Below are 18,550 nucleotides of genomic sequence, written 5' to 3' on the forward strand. Positions count from 1 at the left end.
GGGGGCGGCGGCACGGGAGCGGTTCGGCTCAGAGGTCGAGCTGCTGCCCGGGCATGATCAGATCGGGGTCGCCGCCGATGACGGCCTTGTTGGCGGCGTAGATCTTCCGCCAGGTGGTGCCGTGTTCGGCCGCGATGCCGCTGAGGGTGTCGCCCTGGCGAACGGTGTAGTCGCCGCGGGACGTGCCGCGCGAGGCGTTGTTCGTGCCGCGGTCCGGAGTCTTCGCCGCGGGCTTCGAAGGGGCCGCCTTCTTGGTCGACTTGACCGTCGACTCGGTGGACGACTTCTTCGTCGTCTTCGCGGACTTGTTGGACTTCGTCTTCGTGGACTTCTCGGTGACCGTGCCGGAGGAGGCCGCGGGTGCGCTGCCGCTCGCTCCTGCCCGTACCGAACAGACCGGCCAGGCGCCCCAGCCCTGGGCGTGCTGGACCTTGGTGGCCACGGTGATCTGCGCGGACCGGGAGGCCTGGTCGGCGGTGGCCGCGTAGGCCGAGCCGCCGTAGGCGCGCCAGGTGCCGGCGGAGAACTGGAGTCCTCCGTAGTAGCCGTTGCCGGTGTTGATGTGCCAGTTGCCGCCGCTCTCGCACTGGGCGATGCGGTCCCACACTCCGCTGTCGGCCGCCGCGGCGTTGCCGGTGGCCGCGAGCACGCCCAGGGGGGCGAGCAGGGCGGCTCCGGCGAGGACCGCCGTCGTCCGTGCCTGACCCTTGCGGTGGGTCTCAGGCGTGTTGTCGCGAGTGGTATCGGCACATTCGGACATGTAGTTCCCTCTCCAACAACTCGGGGTCCCCCAAGGCGGTTCGCGGCTCCCACGCATCGACGTGGTCCTCGCGCTCCTCCCCGTCCGCCGGCGGCTGTGCTGTTGAACTGGCTTGATCGGCCGGCGGACGTTCCCGAGCGGTGCTCGTTGCACACGGCGGAGGAATGTACGGACGTGGACGAGCCGGTGTCGACCAACGGCCCGTTGTGCCAGGCCAGTTGACTGTTACCCCAGGTAGCGGCATTTTCCGGCCACCCACTACATTCCCTCATTTACTGATTTTTCGACCAACTACCCCTTCGCACTGTGACTCGGTTCACGCAACCAACTCCCTTGCATTTCCATGCAGTTGACAGGGAGTGCCCGATTCCGCACCCGGTGTGACGCTGTGCTGCGGTTGGTTGGATTCGGTTCGCTCTGGAGCGTGACTCCCGCCACAGATCCTCCGTTGTCTTCTTCATGAGCCCGGGACCCACCGGGCACCGCATTCCGAGGGAGCCCCCCGTGCCGCGCATGCTCGACGTCAGCGACGACGTACGCGCCGAGATCGGCGACGAAGAAGCCGACCGGCTGCTCGCCGGAGACAACGCCCCGGGCAGCTACGACTGCACGTCGTGCCGCACCCAGGGCGACTCCGATCAGGAGCGCACCAGCACCGTCCTGTTCATCGGCGACGAGACCGCCGTTCTCGCCTTCGCCCACGCCACCTGCCTGCCCTCCCAGATCGTCCAGGTCACCGAGGAGCAGCTGCAGGGCGCCGTCCGTTCCATCAGCGGCAACGCGCACACCCCGGCCGGCGAACCGGAGAAGGCCGTACCCGAGCAGGCCGTGCTCGGTGTGACCAGCGGACTCGTTCTGATCTCAGGGGAGTTGCACCCCGCGCTGGTGGTGGAGCCGACCGCGGCCATCGTGCGGCCCGGCTCGACCGGTGCCGGCGACGACTTCCTGCCGCTGCTGATCGAGCAGGGCTTCATGCCGCTCAGCGAGATCACCACCGTGCCGCCGGTACTGCACGGCTGGTCGGTGCTGCTCGCCGCGGGCCAGCTGCACGCGGTGCTGCAGCCCAGCAGCAACGGCGGTTCCCCGGTGGCCTGGTGGCAGGCGCACCAGCCGCTCCAGGTCACCGACAGCTGGCGGGCCGCCGCCAACAAGCACCAGCAGGTGCTGATGTTCGCGGCGCCGGTGGGCTCGATCGGCCGCCAGCCCCGCGAGGACCTGCTGCGCGGCGCGCTCGACAAGGCGGCGGCGAACGGCCAGTTGGTCGGCTCCGCGCTCCCGCTCGCGGGCACCTGAGCCGCATCCCTTCAGGTCACGCGTCGTTTGGACATACGTGCACGCATACGATGTTCCCCGCAGCCGGCCGTACCAGTCGATCCCGTCCTCGCGATCGGACCGGGACAGCTCCGGCGGCCCGTCGGCCACGCCGATCTACGACCGGCTCTACTCGGAGTGGGTCAAGACCTTCCGCTCGCTGCCGGGCGACCGCAGCGGCGAGGAGGAGCTGGGCTTCACCGCCTTCGGGCACAGCCCGCACAGCACGGGCTCGTTCGGAGGCTCGTTCGGCGGCGGCTCCTTCGGTGGCGGCTCGTTGGGCGGGGGTTCGTACAGCGCGTACAGCGCCGGGGCCTACAGCGCCCGGCAGCAGTCGCAGTGGCAGCGCGTGGGACAGCTCGGCCATGTCGGCCAGCAGCAGGGCCACACCGGGATGCACCACATCCCGGCCCTGCCGCCCGGCCCACGCCGAGGGATCTGACGCGGCACGCACACGAGGAGGGCGGCCCCTGTTTCCACAGGGGCCGCCCTCCTCGTCGTAGCAACTGCCGTATGGCTACGGCTACTTCTTCTTGCCGCGCTTCTCGCGCACCCGGACCGAGATGTGGATCGGGGTGCCGTCGAAGCTGAACTCCTCGCGCAGGCGGCGCTCGATGAAGCGGCGGTAGCCCGCCTCGATGAAGCCGGAGGCGAAGAGCACGAAGCGCGGGGGCTTGGTGCCGGCCTGGGTGCCGAAGAGGATGCGGGGCTGCTTGCCGCCGCGGACCGGGTGCGGGTGGGCGGCGACCAGCTCGCCGAGGAAGGCGTTCAGGCGGCCCGTGGGGACGCGGGTCTCCCAGCCGGCGAGGGCGGTCTCGATGCCCGGGACCAGCTTCTCCATGTGGCGTCCGGTGCGCGCCGAGATGTTCACCCGGGGCGCCCACGCGACCTGGGCCAGCTCGGTCTCGATCTCGCGCTCCAGGTAGTAGCGGCGCTCCTCGTCGAGGGTGTCCCACTTGTTGAAGGCGAGGACGATCGCGCGGCCCGCCTCGACGGCCATGGTGACGATGCGCTGGTCCTGCACCGAGATGGACTCGGAGGCGTCGATCAGGATGACCGCGACCTCCGCCTTCTCGACGGCGGCGGCGGTGCGCAGCGAGGCGTAGTAGTCGGCGCCCTGCTGGAGGTGGACGCGCTTGCGGATGCCCGCCGTGTCGACGAACTTCCAGGTCACACCGCCGAGTTCGATCAGCTCGTCGACCGGGTCGCGGGTGGTGCCCGCGATCTCGTTGACGACCACGCGCTCCTCGCCCGCGACCTTGTTCAGCAGCGAGGACTTGCCGACGTTCGGACGGCCGATGAGGGCGATCCGGCGCGGGCCGCCGGTCGCGGTGCCGAAGGTCTGCTCGGGCGCCTCCGGCAGGGCCTCCAGGACGGCGTCCAGCATGTCGCCGGTGCCGCGGCCGTGCAGCGCGGAGACGGGGTGCGGCTCGCCGAGGCCCAGGGACCACAGGTAGGCCGCGTCGGACTCGCCGCTGAGGCCGTCGACCTTGTTGGCGGCGAGCACGACGGGCTTGCCGGCCTTGCGCAGCAGTCGTACGACCGCCTCGTCGGTGTCGGTGGCGCCGACCTTGGCGTCGACGACGAAGACGACCGCGTCGGCGGCCTCGATCGCGTACTCGGCCTGGGCGGCCACGGAGGCGTCGATGCCGAGGACGTCCTGCTCCCAGCCGCCGGTGTCGACGACCTTGAAGCGGCGCCCGGCCCACTCGGCCTCGTACGTCACCCGGTCACGGGTGACACCCGGCTTGTCCTCGACGACGGCTTCCCGCCGCCCGATGATGCGGTTGACGAGAGTCGACTTGCCGACGTTCGGGCGGCCGACGACGGCGAGCACGGGCAGCGGCCCGTGACCGGCCTCCTCGATGGCGCCCTCGACGTCCTCGATGTCGAAGCCCTCTACGGCGGCGAGCTCCATGAACTCCGCGTACTCGGCGTCGCCGAGCGCCCCGTGCTCGTGCTCCTCGCCGGAGCCGTCGGGCTGGATCTGGTCGTTCATGAAGTCGGTACCTCGTTCATCGTGGTGATCGGTGGAACCCCCGGATTTCGGGTGATCCACTACTCAAGTGTCTCTTAGCGCCCGGTGAGGCGCCTGGCATCGTCCAGGTGGGCGGCCAGCTGCTTCTGGATCCGCTCGGTCGCCTCGTCCAGTGCCTTGCGCGTACGGCGGCCGGAGCCGTCGCCCGCGTCGAACGGGTCGCCGAAGACGACGTCGACGCGGGAGCGCAGCGGAGGCAGCGCCTTTATCAGTCGTCCGCTCTTCTCGGCGGTGCCCAGCACGGCCACCGGCACGATCGGGGCGCCGCTGCGGACCGCGAAGTAGGCGAGCCCCGCGCGCAGCGAGGCGAAGTCGCCCTCGCCGCGGGTGCCCTCGGGGAAGATCCCGAGGACGCCGCCGGCCGCCAGGACGTCCAGCGCCCCGGTGATCGCCGTACGGTCGGCGACCGAACGGTCCACCTTCAGCTGGCCGATGCGCAGCAGGAAGGGGTCCAGCGGGCCGACGAACGCCTCTTTCTTGATCAGGAAGTGCGTCGGCCGGGGTGCCACACCCATGACCATGGGGCCGTCCACGCCGTGGGAGTGGTTCACGGCGAGGATCACCGGACCGGCGGCGGGCACCTTCCAGGAGCCCAGTACGCGCGGCTTCCACAGCCCGTACATCAGGCCGACGCCGATGCGCCGCCCGACCTCGGCGCCCCGCTCCGATGCGACGGTCGGAGCTGTTGAAGCTTTTGGAGCTGTCACTTGGCGGCCCGCTTCTCCCCGACCAGGGTGACCACGCACTCGATGACCTGCTGGAGCGTGAGGTCGGAGGTGTCCACCTCGACCGCGTCGTCCGCCTTCGCGAGCGGCGAGGTCTTGCGCGAGGAGTCGGCCGCGTCCCGCTTCAGCAGCGCCTCACGGGTGGCCTGGACGTCGGCGCCCTTCAGCTCACCGCTGCGCCGGGCGGCCCGTGCCTCCGGGGAGGCGGTGAGGAAGATCTTCAGATCGGCGTCGGGCAGCACGGTCGTGCCGATGTCCCGCCCCTCGACGACGATCCCGTGTTCCGCGTCGGCGGCCAGCGAGCGCTGCAGCTCGGTGATCCGGGCCCGCACCTCGGGCACCGCGCTGACCGCGCTGACCTTGGAGGTGACCTCCTGGGTGCGGATCGGTCCTGCCACGTCCACGCCGTCGACGCTGATCGTCGGGTGCGCCGGGTCGGTGCCCGAGACGATCTCCGCCTTGCCCGCCGCGTCCGCGATCGCGGTGGGGTCGGTGAGGTCGATCCCGTTGTTCACCATCCACCAGGTGATCGCCCGGTACTGGGCGCCGGTGTCCAGATAGCTCAGCCCGAGCTGCGCGGCCACGGCCTTCGACGTGCTCGACTTGCCCGTGCCGGAGGGGCCGTCGATGGCGACAATCACTGCCGGGGCGGTCCGGGCGGCGCCGTTTTCCACGGGAGGACACCTTCCTGGTGAAGGGTGGTGAGCGGGGTGGGGACGCGAGTGCGCCCCGGACAAGGTTACTGGCTCCCCGCACGGCGTATTACTGCCGGATGGCCGACCGGCACTACTGCCGGATCGCCCAGCCCCGCTCCCGCAGCGCGGCGCTCAGCACCGGCACCGACTTCGGCTCCACCATCAGCTGCACGTAACCCGCCTGCTGCCCGGTCGCGTGCTCGATGCGGACGTCCTCGATGTTGACCCCGGCCATCCCCGCGTCCGCGAAGATCCGGGCCAGCTGCCCCGGCTGGTCGTCGATCAGTACGGCCACGACCTCGTACACCCGCGGCGCGGACCCGTGCTTGCCGGGGACGCGGACCTGGCCCGCGTTGCCGCGCCGCAGCACGTCCTCGATGCCGCCCGCACCCTCGCGGCGCTTGTCCTCGTCGGCGGACTGCAGCGAGCGCAGTGCCCGTACCGTCTCCTCCAGGTCCCCGGCGACATCGGTGAGCAGGTCGGCGACCGGCCCCGGGTTCGCGGACAGGATGTCGATCCACATCCGGGGGTCGGACGCGGCGATCCGGGTCACATCGCGAATCCCCTGCCCACACAGCCGTACGGCTGCCTCTTCCGCGTTCTCCAGCCGCGCGGCGACCATGCTGGACACCAGGTGGGGCATGTGGGAGACGAGGGCGACCGCGCGGTCGTGGGCGTCGGCGTCCATGACGACCGGCACGGCACGGCAGTGCGAGACCAGTTCCAGCGCGAGGTTCAGTACCTCGGTGTCCGTGTCCCGGGTGGGGGTCAGCACCCAGGGGCGGCCCTCGAAGAGGTCGGCGGTCGCGGCCAGCGGGCCGGACTTCTCGCGGCCTGACATGGGGTGCGAGCCGATGTACGACGACAGGTCGAGGCCGAGCGCCTCCAGTTCGCGGCGCGGGCCGCCCTTGACGCTGGCCACGTCGAGGTAGCCGCGGGCCACGCCCCGGCGCATCGCGTCGGCGAGCACCCCGGCCACCAGCGCGGGCGGGGCGGCGACGATCGCGAGGTCGACGGGCCCCTCCGGCTCCTCCTCCGTACCGGCGCCGAGCGCCGCGGCCGTACGTGCCTGCTCGGGGTCGTGGTCGGCGAGGTGGACGACGACGCCCCGGGAGGCGAGGGCGAGCGCGGCGGAGGTGCCGATGAGGCCGGTGCCGATGACGAGCGCGGTTCTCACTGGGCGATGTCCTTGCGGAGGGCGGCGGCGGCACCGAGGTAGACGTGGGCGATGTCGGCGCGGGGCCGGTCGGACTCGATGTGCGCGAGGACGCGGACCACGCGGGGCATGGCACCCGCGATGTCGAGTTCCTGCGCGCAGATCAGCGGTACGTCGGCGAAGCCGCTGCCGAGCTTGCGGGCGGCGGCGGCCGGGAAGTCGCTGTGCAGATCTGGCGTGGCCGTGAACCAGACGCTGATCAGGTCGTCGGCGGTGAGGCCGTTGCGCTCCAGGACGGCGGTCAGCAGCTCGCCGACCCGCTCGTCCATGTGGCCGGCCTCGTCCCTGTCCAGTTGGACGGCGCCCCGGACCGCTCGTACCGCCACTGCTCTGCTCCTCGCTGATGTACAACCCGGCTCTGCGCATCCAGCCTAGTCAGCCCGTCCGGTACGGGTGCCCGGCGCCCGCCTCCTGAGACGGGCCAGGGGTGGGCCGGAGCGGGCCTCGCGAACCCTGCCAATGTCACCTGAATCACTCTGTTCCGCTACTGGTCCGCTACAGGTGGTGAGATCATCCCGGTATGCCTCTTTACGCACGGCCCCGAGTCCGCTCTCATGGGCTGGTAGCTCGCCTCGGGGGAGGACAGTAATGAAGCGTCCTGGACCACTGCTCACACTTCTGGCGGGCCTGGTGCTGGGCCTGTTCATGCTGACGCTCAATGTGACGTCGGGGACGAAGACCGCGTCGTCCTCGTACAGCGAGGCATCGCCGTCGGCGTCGGCGTCCCCGAAGAAGTCGGCGCCCGCGTCACGGACGCCGACACCGACCGTCACGCCCAGCCCGACGCCGTCCAAGTCGGCCGTCCCGAACGCCAGTTACGCCGGCCGCACCGACGACGACACGGCCTCGGTCGCCGTGACGATCCGCGACGGCAAGGCGGTCGCGTACTTCTGCGACGGCCGCTACAAGGAGGCCTGGCTGCGCGGCCCGGTCGCGGACGACGGCACGATGAAACTCACCGCACCGAACGGCGCCGTACTCGACGGAAAGCTCCAGCAGGGCACGAAGATCCGCGGCACCGTCAAGGACGAGGGCCGGAACTACGCCTTCACCGCCGACAAGGCCGTCAAGCCGTCCGGACTGTGGCGGGCCACGGCCAAGGTGCGCGGCGCCAAGATCGACGGCGGCTGGATCGTGCTGCCGAACGGCCGCCAGACCGGCATCGTCACCCGCGACGGCAAGGTTTCCGCCGCACCCCGTATCGACCCGGAGACCGGCGCGGTCACGGTCGACGGACAGCAGCTCACCGCACAGCCCGTCACCCCCTGACCCACCATCCGCCTCGGGAGCCGATCATGACCGCCGACCCGAACGCCGCCACCCAGGCCTTCCCGCCCCCGCCCGGACACCGCCGCGACAGCGCCGCCCGCTATCTGGTCCCGGCCCTGGTGGCCGCGGCCGTGGCCGTCGGACTCGGTGTCTACGGCAAGGTCCACGACCCGGCCGGCACCGCCTTCAACCTCGCCGGCTTCAGCAGCACGGGCGCGGTGAAGTCGTGGCTCGCGACGACCGCGTTCTTCTTCGCCCTCGTCCAGGTCGTCTCGGCCTTCATGGTCTACGGCAAGCTGCCGGGACCGAGCTGGTCGGCGACCCTGCACCGCTGGTCGGGGCGGATCGCGTTCCTGGTGGCGGTGCCGGTCGCGGTGCACTGCCTCTACGCCTTCGGGTACCAGACGTACTCGACACGCGTGATGTGGCACTCCCTCCTGGGGTGCCTGTTCTTCGGTGCCTTCAGTGCCAAGATGCTGCTGCTCCGCTCGGAGCGCCTCCCCGGCTGGCTGCTGCCGCTCGTCGGCGGGCTGGTCTTCACCGGCCTCACCCTGCTCTGGCTGACTTCCGCCCTCTGGTTCTTCCGCACCTTCGGAGTGAGTACATGACCGACAGCTCGACGCGCCGCACGGTTCTCGTCACGGGTGCGGCCGCCGCGCTCACCGCCGGATGCAGCAAGTACGGCGACAGCAACGACTCCTCGGGCTCGTCGTCCGTGAAGGCCTCCGGCGGCCAGGAGTTGGCGAAGACCGCCGACATCCCGGTCGGCGGCGGCAAGATCCTCAAGGCCCAGAAGATCGTGGTGACCCAGCCGAAGAAGGACGAGTTCAAGGCCTTCTCGGCGATCTGCACCCACCAGGGCTGCACGGTGAGCGCCATCGCGAACGGCACGATCAACTGCCCCTGCCACGGCAGCAAGTTCAACATCGCCGACGGTACGGTCGCGGGCGGCCCGGCGCCGAAGCCGCTGCCGGCGGAGCAGATCACGGTGGAGGGAAATTCGATCCGCCTGGCGTGAAGTGCCGCGTACGCTCCCGGAATGCAGCCCGACACTCCCGTCATGGACCCCGAGTCCCTGGTCCGCGACCACACGATCTACTCCTGCGTGATGGGGTCGCGCGCCTTCGGCCTGGCGACGGAGGGCAGCGACACGGACCGCCGGGGCGTGTTCCTCGCCCCCACTCCCCTGTTCTGGCGCTTCCAGAAGCCGCCGACGCATCTGGAGGGCCCGGCGGAGGAGCAGTTCAGCTGGGAGCTGGAGCGCTTCTGCGAACTGGCCCTGCGCGCCAACCCCAACATCCTGGAGTGCCTGCACTCCCCCGTCGTCGAGCGCATCGACGACACCGGCCGTGAACTCCTCGCCCTGCGCGGCGCGTTCCTCTCCCGCCAGGTCCACGAGACGTTCACCCGCTACGCGTTGGGCCAGCGCAAGAAGCTGGAGGCGGACATCCGCCTGCACGGAGCGCCCCGCTGGAAACACGCGATGCATCTGCTCCGCCTGCTGATGAGCGCCCGCGACGTGCTCCGCACGGGCACCCTGACCATCGACGTGGGCGACCAGCGTGACCCCTTGCTGGCCGTCAAACGCGGCGAAGTGCCGTGGCCGGACGTCGAGTTGTGGATGACCCGCCTGGCGACGGAGACGGACGAGGCGGCGACCCGAACTCCGCTCCCGGCGGAGCCGGACCGCGCTCGCGTGGAGGACTTCCTGATCGGGGTGCGGCGCGCTTCAGCGGGGTGACGCCACCGGCAACCCGGCATCGGCAGCGGCCTCGCCCTGCCGCTTGTCGTACGTCACGAACCAGCTGACGCCGTGGCCGAGCTTGAGGGCGGCCACGGCGTGGATCGCGTCGAGGCTGCGCAGTGCGGAGCCGGGCGCCAACTCCCCCGCTTCCAGCATCAGTTCAGGCGTGAGACGAACATGGGCGATGGCGTTCAGCAGAGCGTCCGCGGCCGATCGCTCGACCTCGTCCGCGCCGAGCCGGTGCAGCAGTCGCCGCACTTCGGTCTGTGCCAGGTCGCAGGTGACCACGCGACGCATCCCGCCGTGCCGCCCGATCCACTGCTCCAGCGCGGTCGTCTCGGCCTCCGCCCGCAGCAGCTTGGCGATCGCCGAGGCATCGAGGTAGAGCAGCGTCACCGCGTCTCCTCCTCGCGCTGAGCGAGCAGTTCCGCGGTGGGCCCATGTCCTTCCGCGTCCCGCCTGACCGCGCGCAGCCGCTCCAGCGCGTCCGCGGCCTCGGTGCCGTGGCTCTCGTCCATGACCGAGGCGTCGAGCAGGCCGATGGCGATCGCGGCACGGATGTCCCGTTCGGCCGGCTCCAGCGGAGACAGTATGGCGACCGGTACACCGTCCCGAGTGACCTCGATCGACTCACCCGCCGCCACCGCGTCCAGCAGAGCCGCCGTGTGCCGAGCCAGTTCTCGGGCCGGCACTCGCCTGCGCTTCGTTTTGCCCATGCCTGCCACAATACGCCTGGCGCATGACAGCGTCCATCGATGTCATGCGCCGTCGCGGACCGTCAGGCGTCCCAGAGCGCCCCCAACGCCAGCAGCTCCCCCCGGTACTCGATCCGCCCCGCCCACTCCTCCGGCCAGGCGTCCGCGCCGAGGTGTGCGCCCGCGAAAGCTCCCGTGAGGCAGGCGATCGAGTCCGAGTCGCCGGACGTACAGGCCGCGCGGCGCAACGCGGTCACCGGTTCCTCCACGAACAGCAGGAAGCACAACAGGCCGGTCGCCAGGGCCTCTTCGGCGATCCAGCCGGCGCCGGTGGCCAGACAGGGGTCGGTCTCCGGGGAGTTGGCGCGTACGGCCTCCTGGAGGCGGTCCAGGATCTCCAGGCAGTCGTCCCAGCCGCGCGCGATGAAGTGCTCGGGCGTGGGGTCCTGGCTCCGGGTCCACAGGTCGCCCAGCCAGCGGTGGTGATAGCGGGTGCGGTTCTCCACGGCGTACGACCGCAGCAGCCCGACCAGTCCGGTCGGTTCGGCGCCCTGCGCGAGGAGCCGTACGGCGTGTGCGGTGAGGTCGGACGCGGCGAGCGCGGTCGGGTGGCCGTGGGTGAGCGCGGACTGCAACTGGGCGGCGCCGGACCGCTGTTCGTCGCTCAGGCCGGGGACGAGTCCGATCGGTGCGACGCGCATGTTGGCCCCGCAGCCCTTCGAGCCGATCTGGCTGGCGTCCTGCCAGAGCCGGTCCTCGGCCTTCAGCAGGTTGCAGGCGACGAGACAGGTCCGGCCGGGGGCACGGTTGTTCTCCGGCGACTGGTACCAGTCCACGAACTCCTCGCGCACCGGCCGTTCCATCCGCTTGGGCCCCAGCAGCCCTCGATCCATGGCGGTTCGCAGCCCGCGCCCCAACGCCAGTGTCATCTGGGTGTCGTCGGTGACGATCGCCGGCTTCGGCAGCTCCATCTCGCGCCAGGGACCGAACTTGGCGAGGATCGCGGGCACGTCGTTGAACTCGGTCGGGAAGCCCAGCGCGTCCCCGAGGGCGAGGCCGATCAGGGCTCCGGTGGCGGCGCGCTTGCGGACACTGGTCGTGGTCATGCGGGGCTTCCTTCCCGGGTCGGGCGGAGCAGCGGCGGGTACAGGGTGGTGGCGGTGCCCGCGCGGTACAGCGCGGCCGGCTTGCCGCGACCGCCGGTCAACTTGGCGCCGCCGGGCACCGGTTCGACGAAACCCGGCGTGGCGAGCACCTTGCGGCGGAAGTTGGGGCGGTCCAACTCGGCGCCCCACACGGTCTCGTAGACCTGTTGCAGTTCCCCGAGCGTGAACTCGGCCGGGCAGAAGGCGGTGGCGAGGGAGCTGTACTCCAGCTTGGCGCCCACCCGTTCGTGCGCGTCGGCCAGGATCCGGTCGTGGTCGAAGGCGAGCGGCCCGAGCGCGTCGTAGGGCAGCCAGCGGGCCTGTGCCGCGTCGCTGCCCGCACGCGGTTCGGGCGGGTCGGGGAGCAGTGCGGCGAAGGCGACGGTGACGACCCGCATGCGGGGGTCGCGGTCGGGCTCGCTGTAGGTGCGCAGTTGCTCCAGGTGGAGCCCGGAGACGTCCGACAGGCCGGTCTCCTCGGCGAGTTCACGCCGGGCCGCCGTCTCGGCGGACTCGTCGGGTGCCACGAAGCCACCGGGGAGCGCCCAGTGTCCGGCGTAGGGCTCCTGGCCGCGCTCGACGAGCAGGACGTGCAGGGCGCCGGCCCGGATCGTGAGGACGGCTAGGTCGGCGGTGACGGCGAAGGGTTCGAAGGCGTACTTGTCGTAGGCCGATGTTGCGGTCATGGTGATCAACCCCGTTAATAGTCACTTCGACTATAAAGAGCGATCGCGGTCCCGCACAACCCCCCGCACCCGACGAAAACGAGACGAGGAAAACGAAACGGCCGGCCCCGGAGAACCCGGAACCGGCCGCACCCAACTCGCGCTTCTGGAGATCGACTTACAGATCGACTTCCTGCATCAGCATGCCGACCTCGGTGTTCGACAGCCGCCGCAGCCAGCCCGACTTCTGGTCGCCCAGGGTGATCGGGCCGAAGGAGACCCGCACGAGCTTGTCGACCGGGAAGCCGGCCTCCGCGAGCATGCGGCGGACGATGTGCTTGCGGCCCTCGTGGAGGGTCACCTCGACCAGGTAGTTCTTGCCGGTCTGCTCGACGACCCGGAAGTGGTCCGCACGCGCGTACCCGTCCTCCAGCTGGATGCCGTCCTTCAGCTGCTTGCCCAGGTCTCGCGGGATCGGGCCCACGATGTGCGCGAGGTAGGTCTTCTTCACGCCGTACTTGGGGTGGGTCAGCCGGTGCGCCAGCTCGCCGTGGTTGGTGAGCAGGATCACACCCTCGGTCTCGGTGTCGAGCCGCCCGACGTGGAAAAGACGCGTCTCGCGGTTGGTGACGTAGTCGCCGAGGCACTGCCGGCCCTCGGGGTCCTCCATCGTCGCGACGACACCGGCGGGCTTGTTCAGCGAGAAGAACTGGTACGACTGCGTCGCCACCGTCAGCCCGTCGACCTTGATCTCGTCGTGCTCGGGGTCGACGCGCAGCCCCTGCTCGACCACGATCTCGCCGTTGACCTCGACCCGGGACTGCTCGATCAGCTCCTCGCAGGAGCGCCGGGAGCCGTAGCCCGCGCGGGCGAGGACCTTCTGGAGTCGCTCGCCCTCCTGCTCGGCGCCCGGGAAGGTCTTGGGCGGCTTGATGTCCTTCTTGCCCGCGTAACGCTCCCGGTTGCGCTCCTCGGCCCGCGCGTCGTACTCACGCGAGGTCGCCGGCGCCCAGCGCCCGCGTCCGGTGCTCTGGCCCTGCTTGGGGCCGCCCTTGGCGCCACCGCGCGCGGAGGCACCACGCCCGGTCTTGGGGCCTTCGTGGGACCCCGTGGGGCCTACGTCGTAGCGCCGCTCCTCGGGACGCGGCTTTCCGGCGCGCTTCGGCTTGTCGTCGCGGCCTCCCGCGCCCCTCGGCTGGGAGCCGCCCCCGCCGGCACCCCGGGAGTTGCCCGCGCCGGAACCACGACCGCCGCCGCCCCCACCGGAACCCCGGGGGTTGCCCCCGCCGGTCCCGCGGGGGTTACCGCGCCCGCCGCTCCTACCGCCGCCACCACTGCTGCCACTGCCACTGCTTCGCATCAAAGTTCCGTCGTCGTCGTGTCGTCTGCATCTGCATCCGGTGCATCCGGATCGAACGACGGGACCCCTTCCAGCGTCTCCGCCTCGATCGCCTCGGCCTCAGGGAGGAAGGGCGCGAGCTCCGGGAGCTCGTCCAGGCCTCGCAGGCCCATCCGCTCCAGAAAGTAGTTCGTCGTCACGTACAGGATCGCACCTGTTTCGGGTTCCGTCCCCGCCTCCTCGACCAGACCGCGCTGCAACAGGGTGCGCATCACGCCGTCGCAGTTGACTCCGCGGACCATCGAGACCCGGCTGCGGCTGACCGGCTGGCGGTACGCGACGACCGCCAGGGTCTCCAGCGCCGCCTGGGTGAGCCGGGCCTGCTGACCGTCCAGGACGAAGCCCTCGACGGCCGGCGCGAACTCCGGCCGGGAGTAGAAACGCCAGCCGCCGGCGATCAGCCGCAGCTCGAAACCGCGCCCCTGGACGGTGTACTCGTCGGCCAGCTCGCGCAACGCGTCCGCGATCCGCCGCTTGGGCCGCTGGAGTATTTTCGCGAGGTGCTCGACGGTCGCGGGCTCGTCCACGACCATGAGGACGGCCTCCAGGGCGGGCTTGAGGTCGAGTTCCGCGACGGCTGACGGGCTCGCCGGTACTCCCGTGGACTCCTCGCTCACGCCGACTCCTCCTTGGTCTCCTTGGGCACCTCGGGCGGCCGGTCGAACTCGTCCGTGACCACGGGCTCGGCCTCCCCGTCCCCACCGGTCCAGCGCACGATCAGATCGCCGAGCGCGGTCTCCTGGTCGAGGGCGACGGCCTTCTCCCGGTACAGCTCCAGCAGCGCCAGGAACCTCGCCACGACGGTCAGGGTGTCGTCGACGTCCTCGACCAGCGTGCGGAAGCTGGCCTCGCCGAGCTCCCGCAGTCGCGCCACCACGATCCCGGCCTGCTCCTGCACGCTGACCAGCGGCGCGTGGATGTGGTCGATGTAGACCTGCGGCCTGGGCCTGGGCTGCATCGCCTTCACGGCGAGCCTGGCGAAGCCCTCCGGGCCGATCCTGATGACCACCTCGGGCAGCAGCTCGGCGTGGTGCGGTTCGAGTCCGACGGTACGGGGGTAGCGCCGGGCCTCCTCGTCGAGGCGCCGGTTGAAGATCTCGGCGATCTGCTTGTACGCCCGGTACTGCAGCAGCCGCGCGAACAGCAGGTCCCGGGCCTCCAGCAGCGCGAGGTCGGCCTCGTCCTCGACCTCGGCGGCGGGCAGCAGCCGGGCCGCCTTCAGATCCAGCAGGGTCGCCGCGACGACGAGGAACTCGGTCGTCTGGTCCAGGTCCCAGTCGGGCCCCATCGCCCTGATGTGCGCCATGAACTCGTCGGTGACCTTGGACAGCGACACCTCGGTGACATCGAGCTTGTGCTTCGAGATCAGCTGGAGGAGAAGGTCGAAGGGCCCCTCGAAGTTGGCGAGCCGCACCTTGAAGACCCCGTCGTCGGGTTCTTCAGCGCTTTCGTCCGCGACTTCTTCGACAACCTCTTCGACGACCGCTTCTTCTACGACGGCCTCGGGCTCCGGCTCCGGAGCCGCGCCCGGCCCTTTCCCGAGCGCACGCCGACGTCCGGCGGGTGCGCCGGCGGCGGGAGCGTCGTTCGAGGTCATGGCCCCCGCAGGCTACCGCTACCGCCCGCGAAGCCGGCGGACGAGAATGCTCGCGTCCCCCCTGGACTCCAGATCGGCCAGCACCACGGCGACCGCCTCGCGGACGATCCGTCCGCGGTCGATCGCGAGGCCGTGCTCGCCCCGGAGCACCAGCCGGGCGTGCTCCAGGTCCATCAGTTCCTCGGCGGAGACGTACACGGTGATCTTCTCGTCGTGTCGCTCCCGCCCGCTGGGACGCCGCTGGGCGGGCTGTCGGCCGCGCTTGCGGGGCTGTCCGGCGGCAGAACCTTCCTGCGCCTCCTGACGTCGTACGGAGCCCTCCGCGGCCCGGCTGCGGGACTCGCCCGCGTCCGCGTCGGCCGCCACATGCTCCGCGCCCTCGCCGTCACCGCCCTGTGCGGGTACGGAATGCGGGGCGTCCTCCCCGGCGGCGGCACCGTCGCTCTCCCCCGCCGGAGCCGGTACCCGCGCCTCGCCGTTGGACTGGCGCCTGGGGGTGGACGCCTGGAGCGCCATCCCCCCTGTCGTACGGAACAGTTCGTCGGCCCCCGGCAGACTCACTCGGCGTGACACCGGGCGAGCACCTCCCTGGCGAGCTGGCGATAGGCGGCGGCACCGACGGAGTTGGAGGCGTACGTGGTGATCGGCTCACCGGCGACCGTGGTCTCCGGGAAGCGCACCGTGCGGCCGATGACCGTGTGGTAGACGTGATCGTCGAACGCCTCGACGACGCGGGCGAGCACCTCACGGCTGTGCACGGTCCGGGAGTCGTACATCGTGGCGAGGATGCCGTCGAGCTCCAGCTCGGGGTTGAGCCGCTCCTGGACCTTCTCGATCGTCTCGGTCAGCAGCGCGACACCGCGCAGCGCGAAGAACTCGCACTCCAGCGGCACGATCACCTTGTGGGCCGCCGTCAGGGCGTTCACGGTGAGCAGGCCGAGGGAGGGCTGACAGTCGATCACGATGTAGTCGTAGTCGGCCATCAGCGGCTTCAACGCCCTTTGCAGGGTGGACTCGCGCGCGACCTCGCTCACCAACTGCACTTCGGCGGCGGACAGGTCGATGTTGCTCGGCAGCAAGTCCATGTTCGGGACAGCTGTCTTGAGGAGCACCTCGTCGGCCGACATGCCCCGCTCCATGAGCAGGTTGTAGACGGTGAGGTCCAACTCCATGGGATTGACGCCCAGTCCGACCGACAGCGCGCCCTGCGGGTCGAAGTCGACGAGCAGTACGCGTCGTCCGTACTCCGCGAGCGCGGCACCCAGGTTGATGGTCGACGTGGTCTTGCCGACGCCGCCCTTCTGGTTGCACATCGCGATGATCGTCGCGGGGCCGTGACTGGTCAGCGGGCCCGGGATCGGGAAGTAGGGCAGCGGGCGTCCGGTCGGGCCCACGCGCTCGCGGCGCTGACGGGCCGCGTCGGGCGCGAGTGTGGCCGCGTACTCGGGATCGGGCTCGTACTCGGCGTCGGGGTCGTAGAAGTGCCCGTCGGGCAGTTCGTCGTAGTCGGCGAAATGGTTGTGGGGCGCGCCCCTTCCGTCGCCGGCCATGGCGTTCACGTGATGGCCATCCATGCTCTGGTGTGCTGGCTGGGTCACCCCTGGCTTGTGGTGACCCCGGTGGGCTGCGAAGGTGCGCACAGCGACGGAGCCGACAGCCTCGAACCCCGCGGGCTCCTGGCCCCTTGCCGGCATTCCTGGTTGACCACCCCCGGGAGAAAATGTCGACTCATTCACAAGTCGTCTTACCTCCTTGGTGACCAGGGAACTTCTCGATAGGTCAGCGTGGCACCATGCCGACGGTTGGCGACTCTATGGCGTGTCGGGTGTTCGCAGCAACACAATCCGCCGGACCCGGCCCGATGTGTCGGCAATGAAACATCCCTCTGTCAAGGGCGTACGGCAGTCGCACGGCAGGTTTCACCGGTGCACGAATCGGTTCAAGGGTTATGTTCGGGGCGAGTTGACCGATCGCCGCAAAGTGACCATACACACACTTCCGGCCGGGCCTGTCGAGCAAGGCCCGGCCGGGTGCGCGGTGTTGACGACCTGTGTTGACGTATCGCCTTTTGCTGAACGGTGACTTAGTCGACAGAGTCAGCCGAGCAGGCTCTCCAGCTCGACGTGCTCCAGTCCGTGCGCCTCGGCGACCTCGCGGTAAATCACCTTGCCGTCATGGGTGTTGAGGCCCTTGGCGAGAGCAGGATCACGTCGCAGCGCCTCGACCCAGCCGCGGTTCGCGAGCTCCACGATGTACGGGAGCGTCGCGTTCGTGAGCGCGTAGGTGGACGTGTTCGGCACCGCGCCGGGCATGTTGGCGACGCAGTAGAAGACCGAGTTGTGGACCGGGAAGGTCGGCTCGGCGTGGGTGGTCGGGCGGGAGTCCTCGAAGCAGCCGCCCTGGTCGATCGCGATGTCGACAAGCACACTTCCGGGCTTCATCCGGGACACGAGTTCGTTGGTGACCAGCTTCGGGGCCTTGGCGCCCGGGATGAGCACCGCGCCGATGACGAGGTCGGCGTCCAGGACGGCCTTCTCCAGCTCGAAGGAGTTGGACATGATCGCCCGGACCTTGGTGCCGAAGACCTTGTCGGCCTCGCGGAGCTTGTTGATGTCGCGGTCGAGCAGTGTGACGTGGAAGCCCATGCCGACGGCGATCTGCGTGGCGTTCCAGCCGGAGACACCGCCGCCGATGACGACGGCCCGCGCGGGCTGGGTGCCGGGGACACCGCCGGGGAGCACACCGCGGCCGCCGACCGAGCGCATCAGGTGGTAGGCGCCGACCTGCGGGGCGAGGCGGCCCGCGACCTCGGACATCGGGGCGAGCAGCGGCAGGGCGCGGCCCGGCAGTTCGACGGTCTCGTAGGCGATCGCGGTGGTGCCGGACTCGATGAGCGCGTCGGTGCACTCCTTGGAGGCGGCCAGGTGCAGGTAGGTGAAGAGCGTCTGGTCCTTGCGGAGGCGGTGGTACTCCTCGGCGATGGGCTCCTTCACCTTGAGCAGCAGGTCGGCGGTGGCCCAGACCTCGTCGGCGGTGGCGAGGATCTTCGCGCCCGCCGCCACGTACTCGTCGTCCGGGATCGAGGAGCCGACGCCGGCGTTCTGCTCGATGACGACCTGGTGGCCGTGGCGCACCAGCTCGTGCACGCCGGCGGGTGTGATGGCCACCCGGAACTCGTTGTTCTTGACCTCGCGGGGGATGCCGACCTTCACGTGGATCACGGTCCTTGGCTCAGAGGGTGTGGGGCAATACATCTCATACCCGGACATGCGTGAGCGCACCGGGAGACCG

General features: G+C 70.4%; 22 protein-coding genes. 6 read left to right on the forward strand and 16 right to left on the reverse strand.

The genetic code is table 11. The features are described from left to right. Positions 1-28: 28 nt before the first annotated feature. The gene (locus tag JHN45_RS08150; RefSeq protein ID WP_201048559.1) at positions 29-760 is read right to left on the reverse strand and encodes a transglycosylase family protein; all 732 of its coding nucleotides are present in this window, start codon (positions 758-760) and stop codon (positions 29-31) included. Between the two features lie 504 nt (positions 761-1,264). On the opposite strand from JHN45_RS08150, the gene JHN45_RS08155 reads away from it, so the two are divergent. Both JHN45_RS08155 and JHN45_RS08160 read left to right on the forward strand, forming a co-directional pair. Next, a complete protein-coding gene (locus JHN45_RS08155) occupies positions 1,265-2,053 on the forward strand; it encodes a hypothetical protein (RefSeq protein WP_200716101.1) in 789 nt (262 codons plus the stop codon). Positions 2,054-2,090: 37 nt separating this feature from the next. After that, on the forward strand, positions 2,091-2,513 hold the full coding sequence (locus JHN45_RS08160; RefSeq protein WP_200716100.1) for a hypothetical protein: 423 nt from the start codon (positions 2,091-2,093) through the stop codon (positions 2,511-2,513). Between the two features lie 81 nt (positions 2,514-2,594). Here the strand turns inward: JHN45_RS08160 and der are convergent, their stop codons facing one another. From der to aroH, 5 genes are all read right to left on the reverse strand, one after another. Beyond that, complete coding sequence (gene der / locus JHN45_RS08165) at positions 2,595-4,070, reverse strand: ribosome biogenesis GTPase Der (RefSeq protein WP_200716099.1); 1,476 nt, start codon at positions 4,068-4,070, stop codon at positions 2,595-2,597. Between the two features lie 74 nt (positions 4,071-4,144). Next, complete coding sequence (locus tag JHN45_RS08170; protein ID WP_374195599.1) at positions 4,145-4,855, reverse strand: lysophospholipid acyltransferase family protein; 711 nt, start codon at positions 4,853-4,855, stop codon at positions 4,145-4,147. Beyond that, positions 4,813-5,508, reverse strand: a complete 696-nt coding sequence (cmk, locus tag JHN45_RS08175) for a (d)CMP kinase (RefSeq protein ID WP_200716097.1) — start codon at positions 5,506-5,508, stop codon at positions 4,813-4,815. Before cmk ends, JHN45_RS08170 begins: the two co-directional genes overlap by 43 nt. Positions 5,509-5,620: 112 nt before the next feature. After that, a complete protein-coding gene (locus JHN45_RS08180) occupies positions 5,621-6,706 on the reverse strand; it encodes a prephenate dehydrogenase (RefSeq protein ID WP_200716096.1) in 1,086 nt (361 codons plus the stop codon). After that, positions 6,703-7,071, reverse strand: a complete 369-nt coding sequence (gene aroH / locus JHN45_RS08185; protein ID WP_201048561.1) for a chorismate mutase — start codon at positions 7,069-7,071, stop codon at positions 6,703-6,705. The genes JHN45_RS08180 and aroH overlap by 4 nt, the downstream gene beginning before the upstream one ends. 262 nt (positions 7,072-7,333) lie before the next feature. Between aroH and JHN45_RS08190 the strand changes: the two genes are divergently transcribed. The 4 genes from JHN45_RS08190 to JHN45_RS08205 are packed head-to-tail and all read left to right on the forward strand — an operon-like array spanning position 7,334 to position 9,755. Next, positions 7,334-8,014: a hypothetical protein gene (locus tag JHN45_RS08190; protein WP_201048562.1), complete on the forward strand. Its 681-nt coding sequence runs from the start codon at positions 7,334-7,336 to the stop codon at positions 8,012-8,014. Between the two features lie 26 nt (positions 8,015-8,040). Further along, positions 8,041-8,622 carry a DUF6529 family protein gene (locus JHN45_RS08195; RefSeq protein WP_201048563.1) on the forward strand — a complete coding sequence of 194 codons (582 nt, stop codon included), beginning with the start codon at positions 8,041-8,043 and terminating at the stop codon, positions 8,620-8,622. Beyond that, a complete protein-coding gene (locus JHN45_RS08200) occupies positions 8,619-9,032 on the forward strand; it encodes a Rieske (2Fe-2S) protein (protein ID WP_201048564.1) in 414 nt (137 codons plus the stop codon). The genes JHN45_RS08195 and JHN45_RS08200 overlap by 4 nt, the downstream gene beginning before the upstream one ends. Positions 9,033-9,074: 42 nt before the next feature. Then, the gene (locus tag JHN45_RS08205; protein WP_201048588.1) at positions 9,075-9,755 is read left to right on the forward strand and encodes a DNA polymerase beta superfamily protein; all 681 of its coding nucleotides are present in this window, start codon (positions 9,075-9,077) and stop codon (positions 9,753-9,755) included. On the opposite strand, the gene JHN45_RS08210 is transcribed toward JHN45_RS08205, so the two are convergent. The 10 genes from JHN45_RS08210 to ald form a co-directional block, all read right to left on the reverse strand. Beyond that, positions 9,744-10,154, reverse strand: a complete 411-nt coding sequence (locus JHN45_RS08210; RefSeq protein ID WP_200717107.1) for a type II toxin-antitoxin system VapC family toxin — start codon at positions 10,152-10,154, stop codon at positions 9,744-9,746. The genes JHN45_RS08205 and JHN45_RS08210 overlap by 12 nt on opposite strands. Continuing rightward, the gene (locus JHN45_RS08215) at positions 10,151-10,474 is read right to left on the reverse strand and encodes a type II toxin-antitoxin system Phd/YefM family antitoxin (protein WP_201048565.1); all 324 of its coding nucleotides are present in this window, start codon (positions 10,472-10,474) and stop codon (positions 10,151-10,153) included. The genes JHN45_RS08210 and JHN45_RS08215 overlap by 4 nt, the downstream gene beginning before the upstream one ends. 62 nt (positions 10,475-10,536) lie before the next feature. Further along, positions 10,537-11,559 carry an ADP-ribosylglycohydrolase family protein gene (locus JHN45_RS08220; RefSeq protein WP_201048566.1) on the reverse strand — a complete coding sequence of 341 codons (1,023 nt, stop codon included), beginning with the start codon at positions 11,557-11,559 and terminating at the stop codon, positions 10,537-10,539. Further along, positions 11,556-12,284, reverse strand: coding sequence for an NUDIX domain-containing protein (locus JHN45_RS08225; RefSeq protein ID WP_201048567.1), 729 nt, complete (start codon positions 12,282-12,284; stop codon positions 11,556-11,558). Before JHN45_RS08225 ends, JHN45_RS08220 begins: the two co-directional genes overlap by 4 nt. A gap of 157 nt (positions 12,285-12,441) precedes the next feature. Continuing rightward, positions 12,442-13,623: a pseudouridine synthase gene (locus JHN45_RS08230; protein ID WP_201048568.1), complete on the reverse strand. Its 1,182-nt coding sequence runs from the start codon at positions 13,621-13,623 to the stop codon at positions 12,442-12,444. After that, positions 13,623-14,279 carry an SMC-Scp complex subunit ScpB gene (gene scpB, locus JHN45_RS08235; RefSeq protein ID WP_200712099.1) on the reverse strand — a complete coding sequence of 219 codons (657 nt, stop codon included), beginning with the start codon at positions 14,277-14,279 and terminating at the stop codon, positions 13,623-13,625. Before scpB ends, JHN45_RS08230 begins: the two co-directional genes overlap by 1 nt. Then, positions 14,276-15,259 (reverse strand): ScpA family protein, encoded by a 984-nt coding sequence (locus JHN45_RS08240; protein ID WP_201048569.1) that lies wholly within the window; start codon positions 15,257-15,259, stop codon positions 14,276-14,278. The genes scpB and JHN45_RS08240 overlap by 4 nt, the downstream gene beginning before the upstream one ends. A gap of 18 nt (positions 15,260-15,277) precedes the next feature. Then, the gene (locus JHN45_RS08245; RefSeq protein WP_201048570.1) at positions 15,278-15,832 is read right to left on the reverse strand and encodes a hypothetical protein; all 555 of its coding nucleotides are present in this window, start codon (positions 15,830-15,832) and stop codon (positions 15,278-15,280) included. Next, complete coding sequence (locus JHN45_RS08250; RefSeq protein ID WP_200712102.1) at positions 15,817-16,953, reverse strand: ParA family protein; 1,137 nt, start codon at positions 16,951-16,953, stop codon at positions 15,817-15,819. The genes JHN45_RS08245 and JHN45_RS08250 overlap by 16 nt, the downstream gene beginning before the upstream one ends. A 402-nt stretch (positions 16,954-17,355) precedes the next feature. After that, positions 17,356-18,471 carry an alanine dehydrogenase gene (gene ald / locus JHN45_RS08255; protein WP_201048589.1) on the reverse strand — a complete coding sequence of 372 codons (1,116 nt, stop codon included), beginning with the start codon at positions 18,469-18,471 and terminating at the stop codon, positions 17,356-17,358. Positions 18,472-18,550: the final 79 nt, after the last annotated feature.

Source organism: Streptomyces sp. MBT53 (genome assembly GCF_016654115.1).
GTDB lineage: Bacteria > Actinomycetota > Actinomycetes > Streptomycetales > Streptomycetaceae > Streptomyces.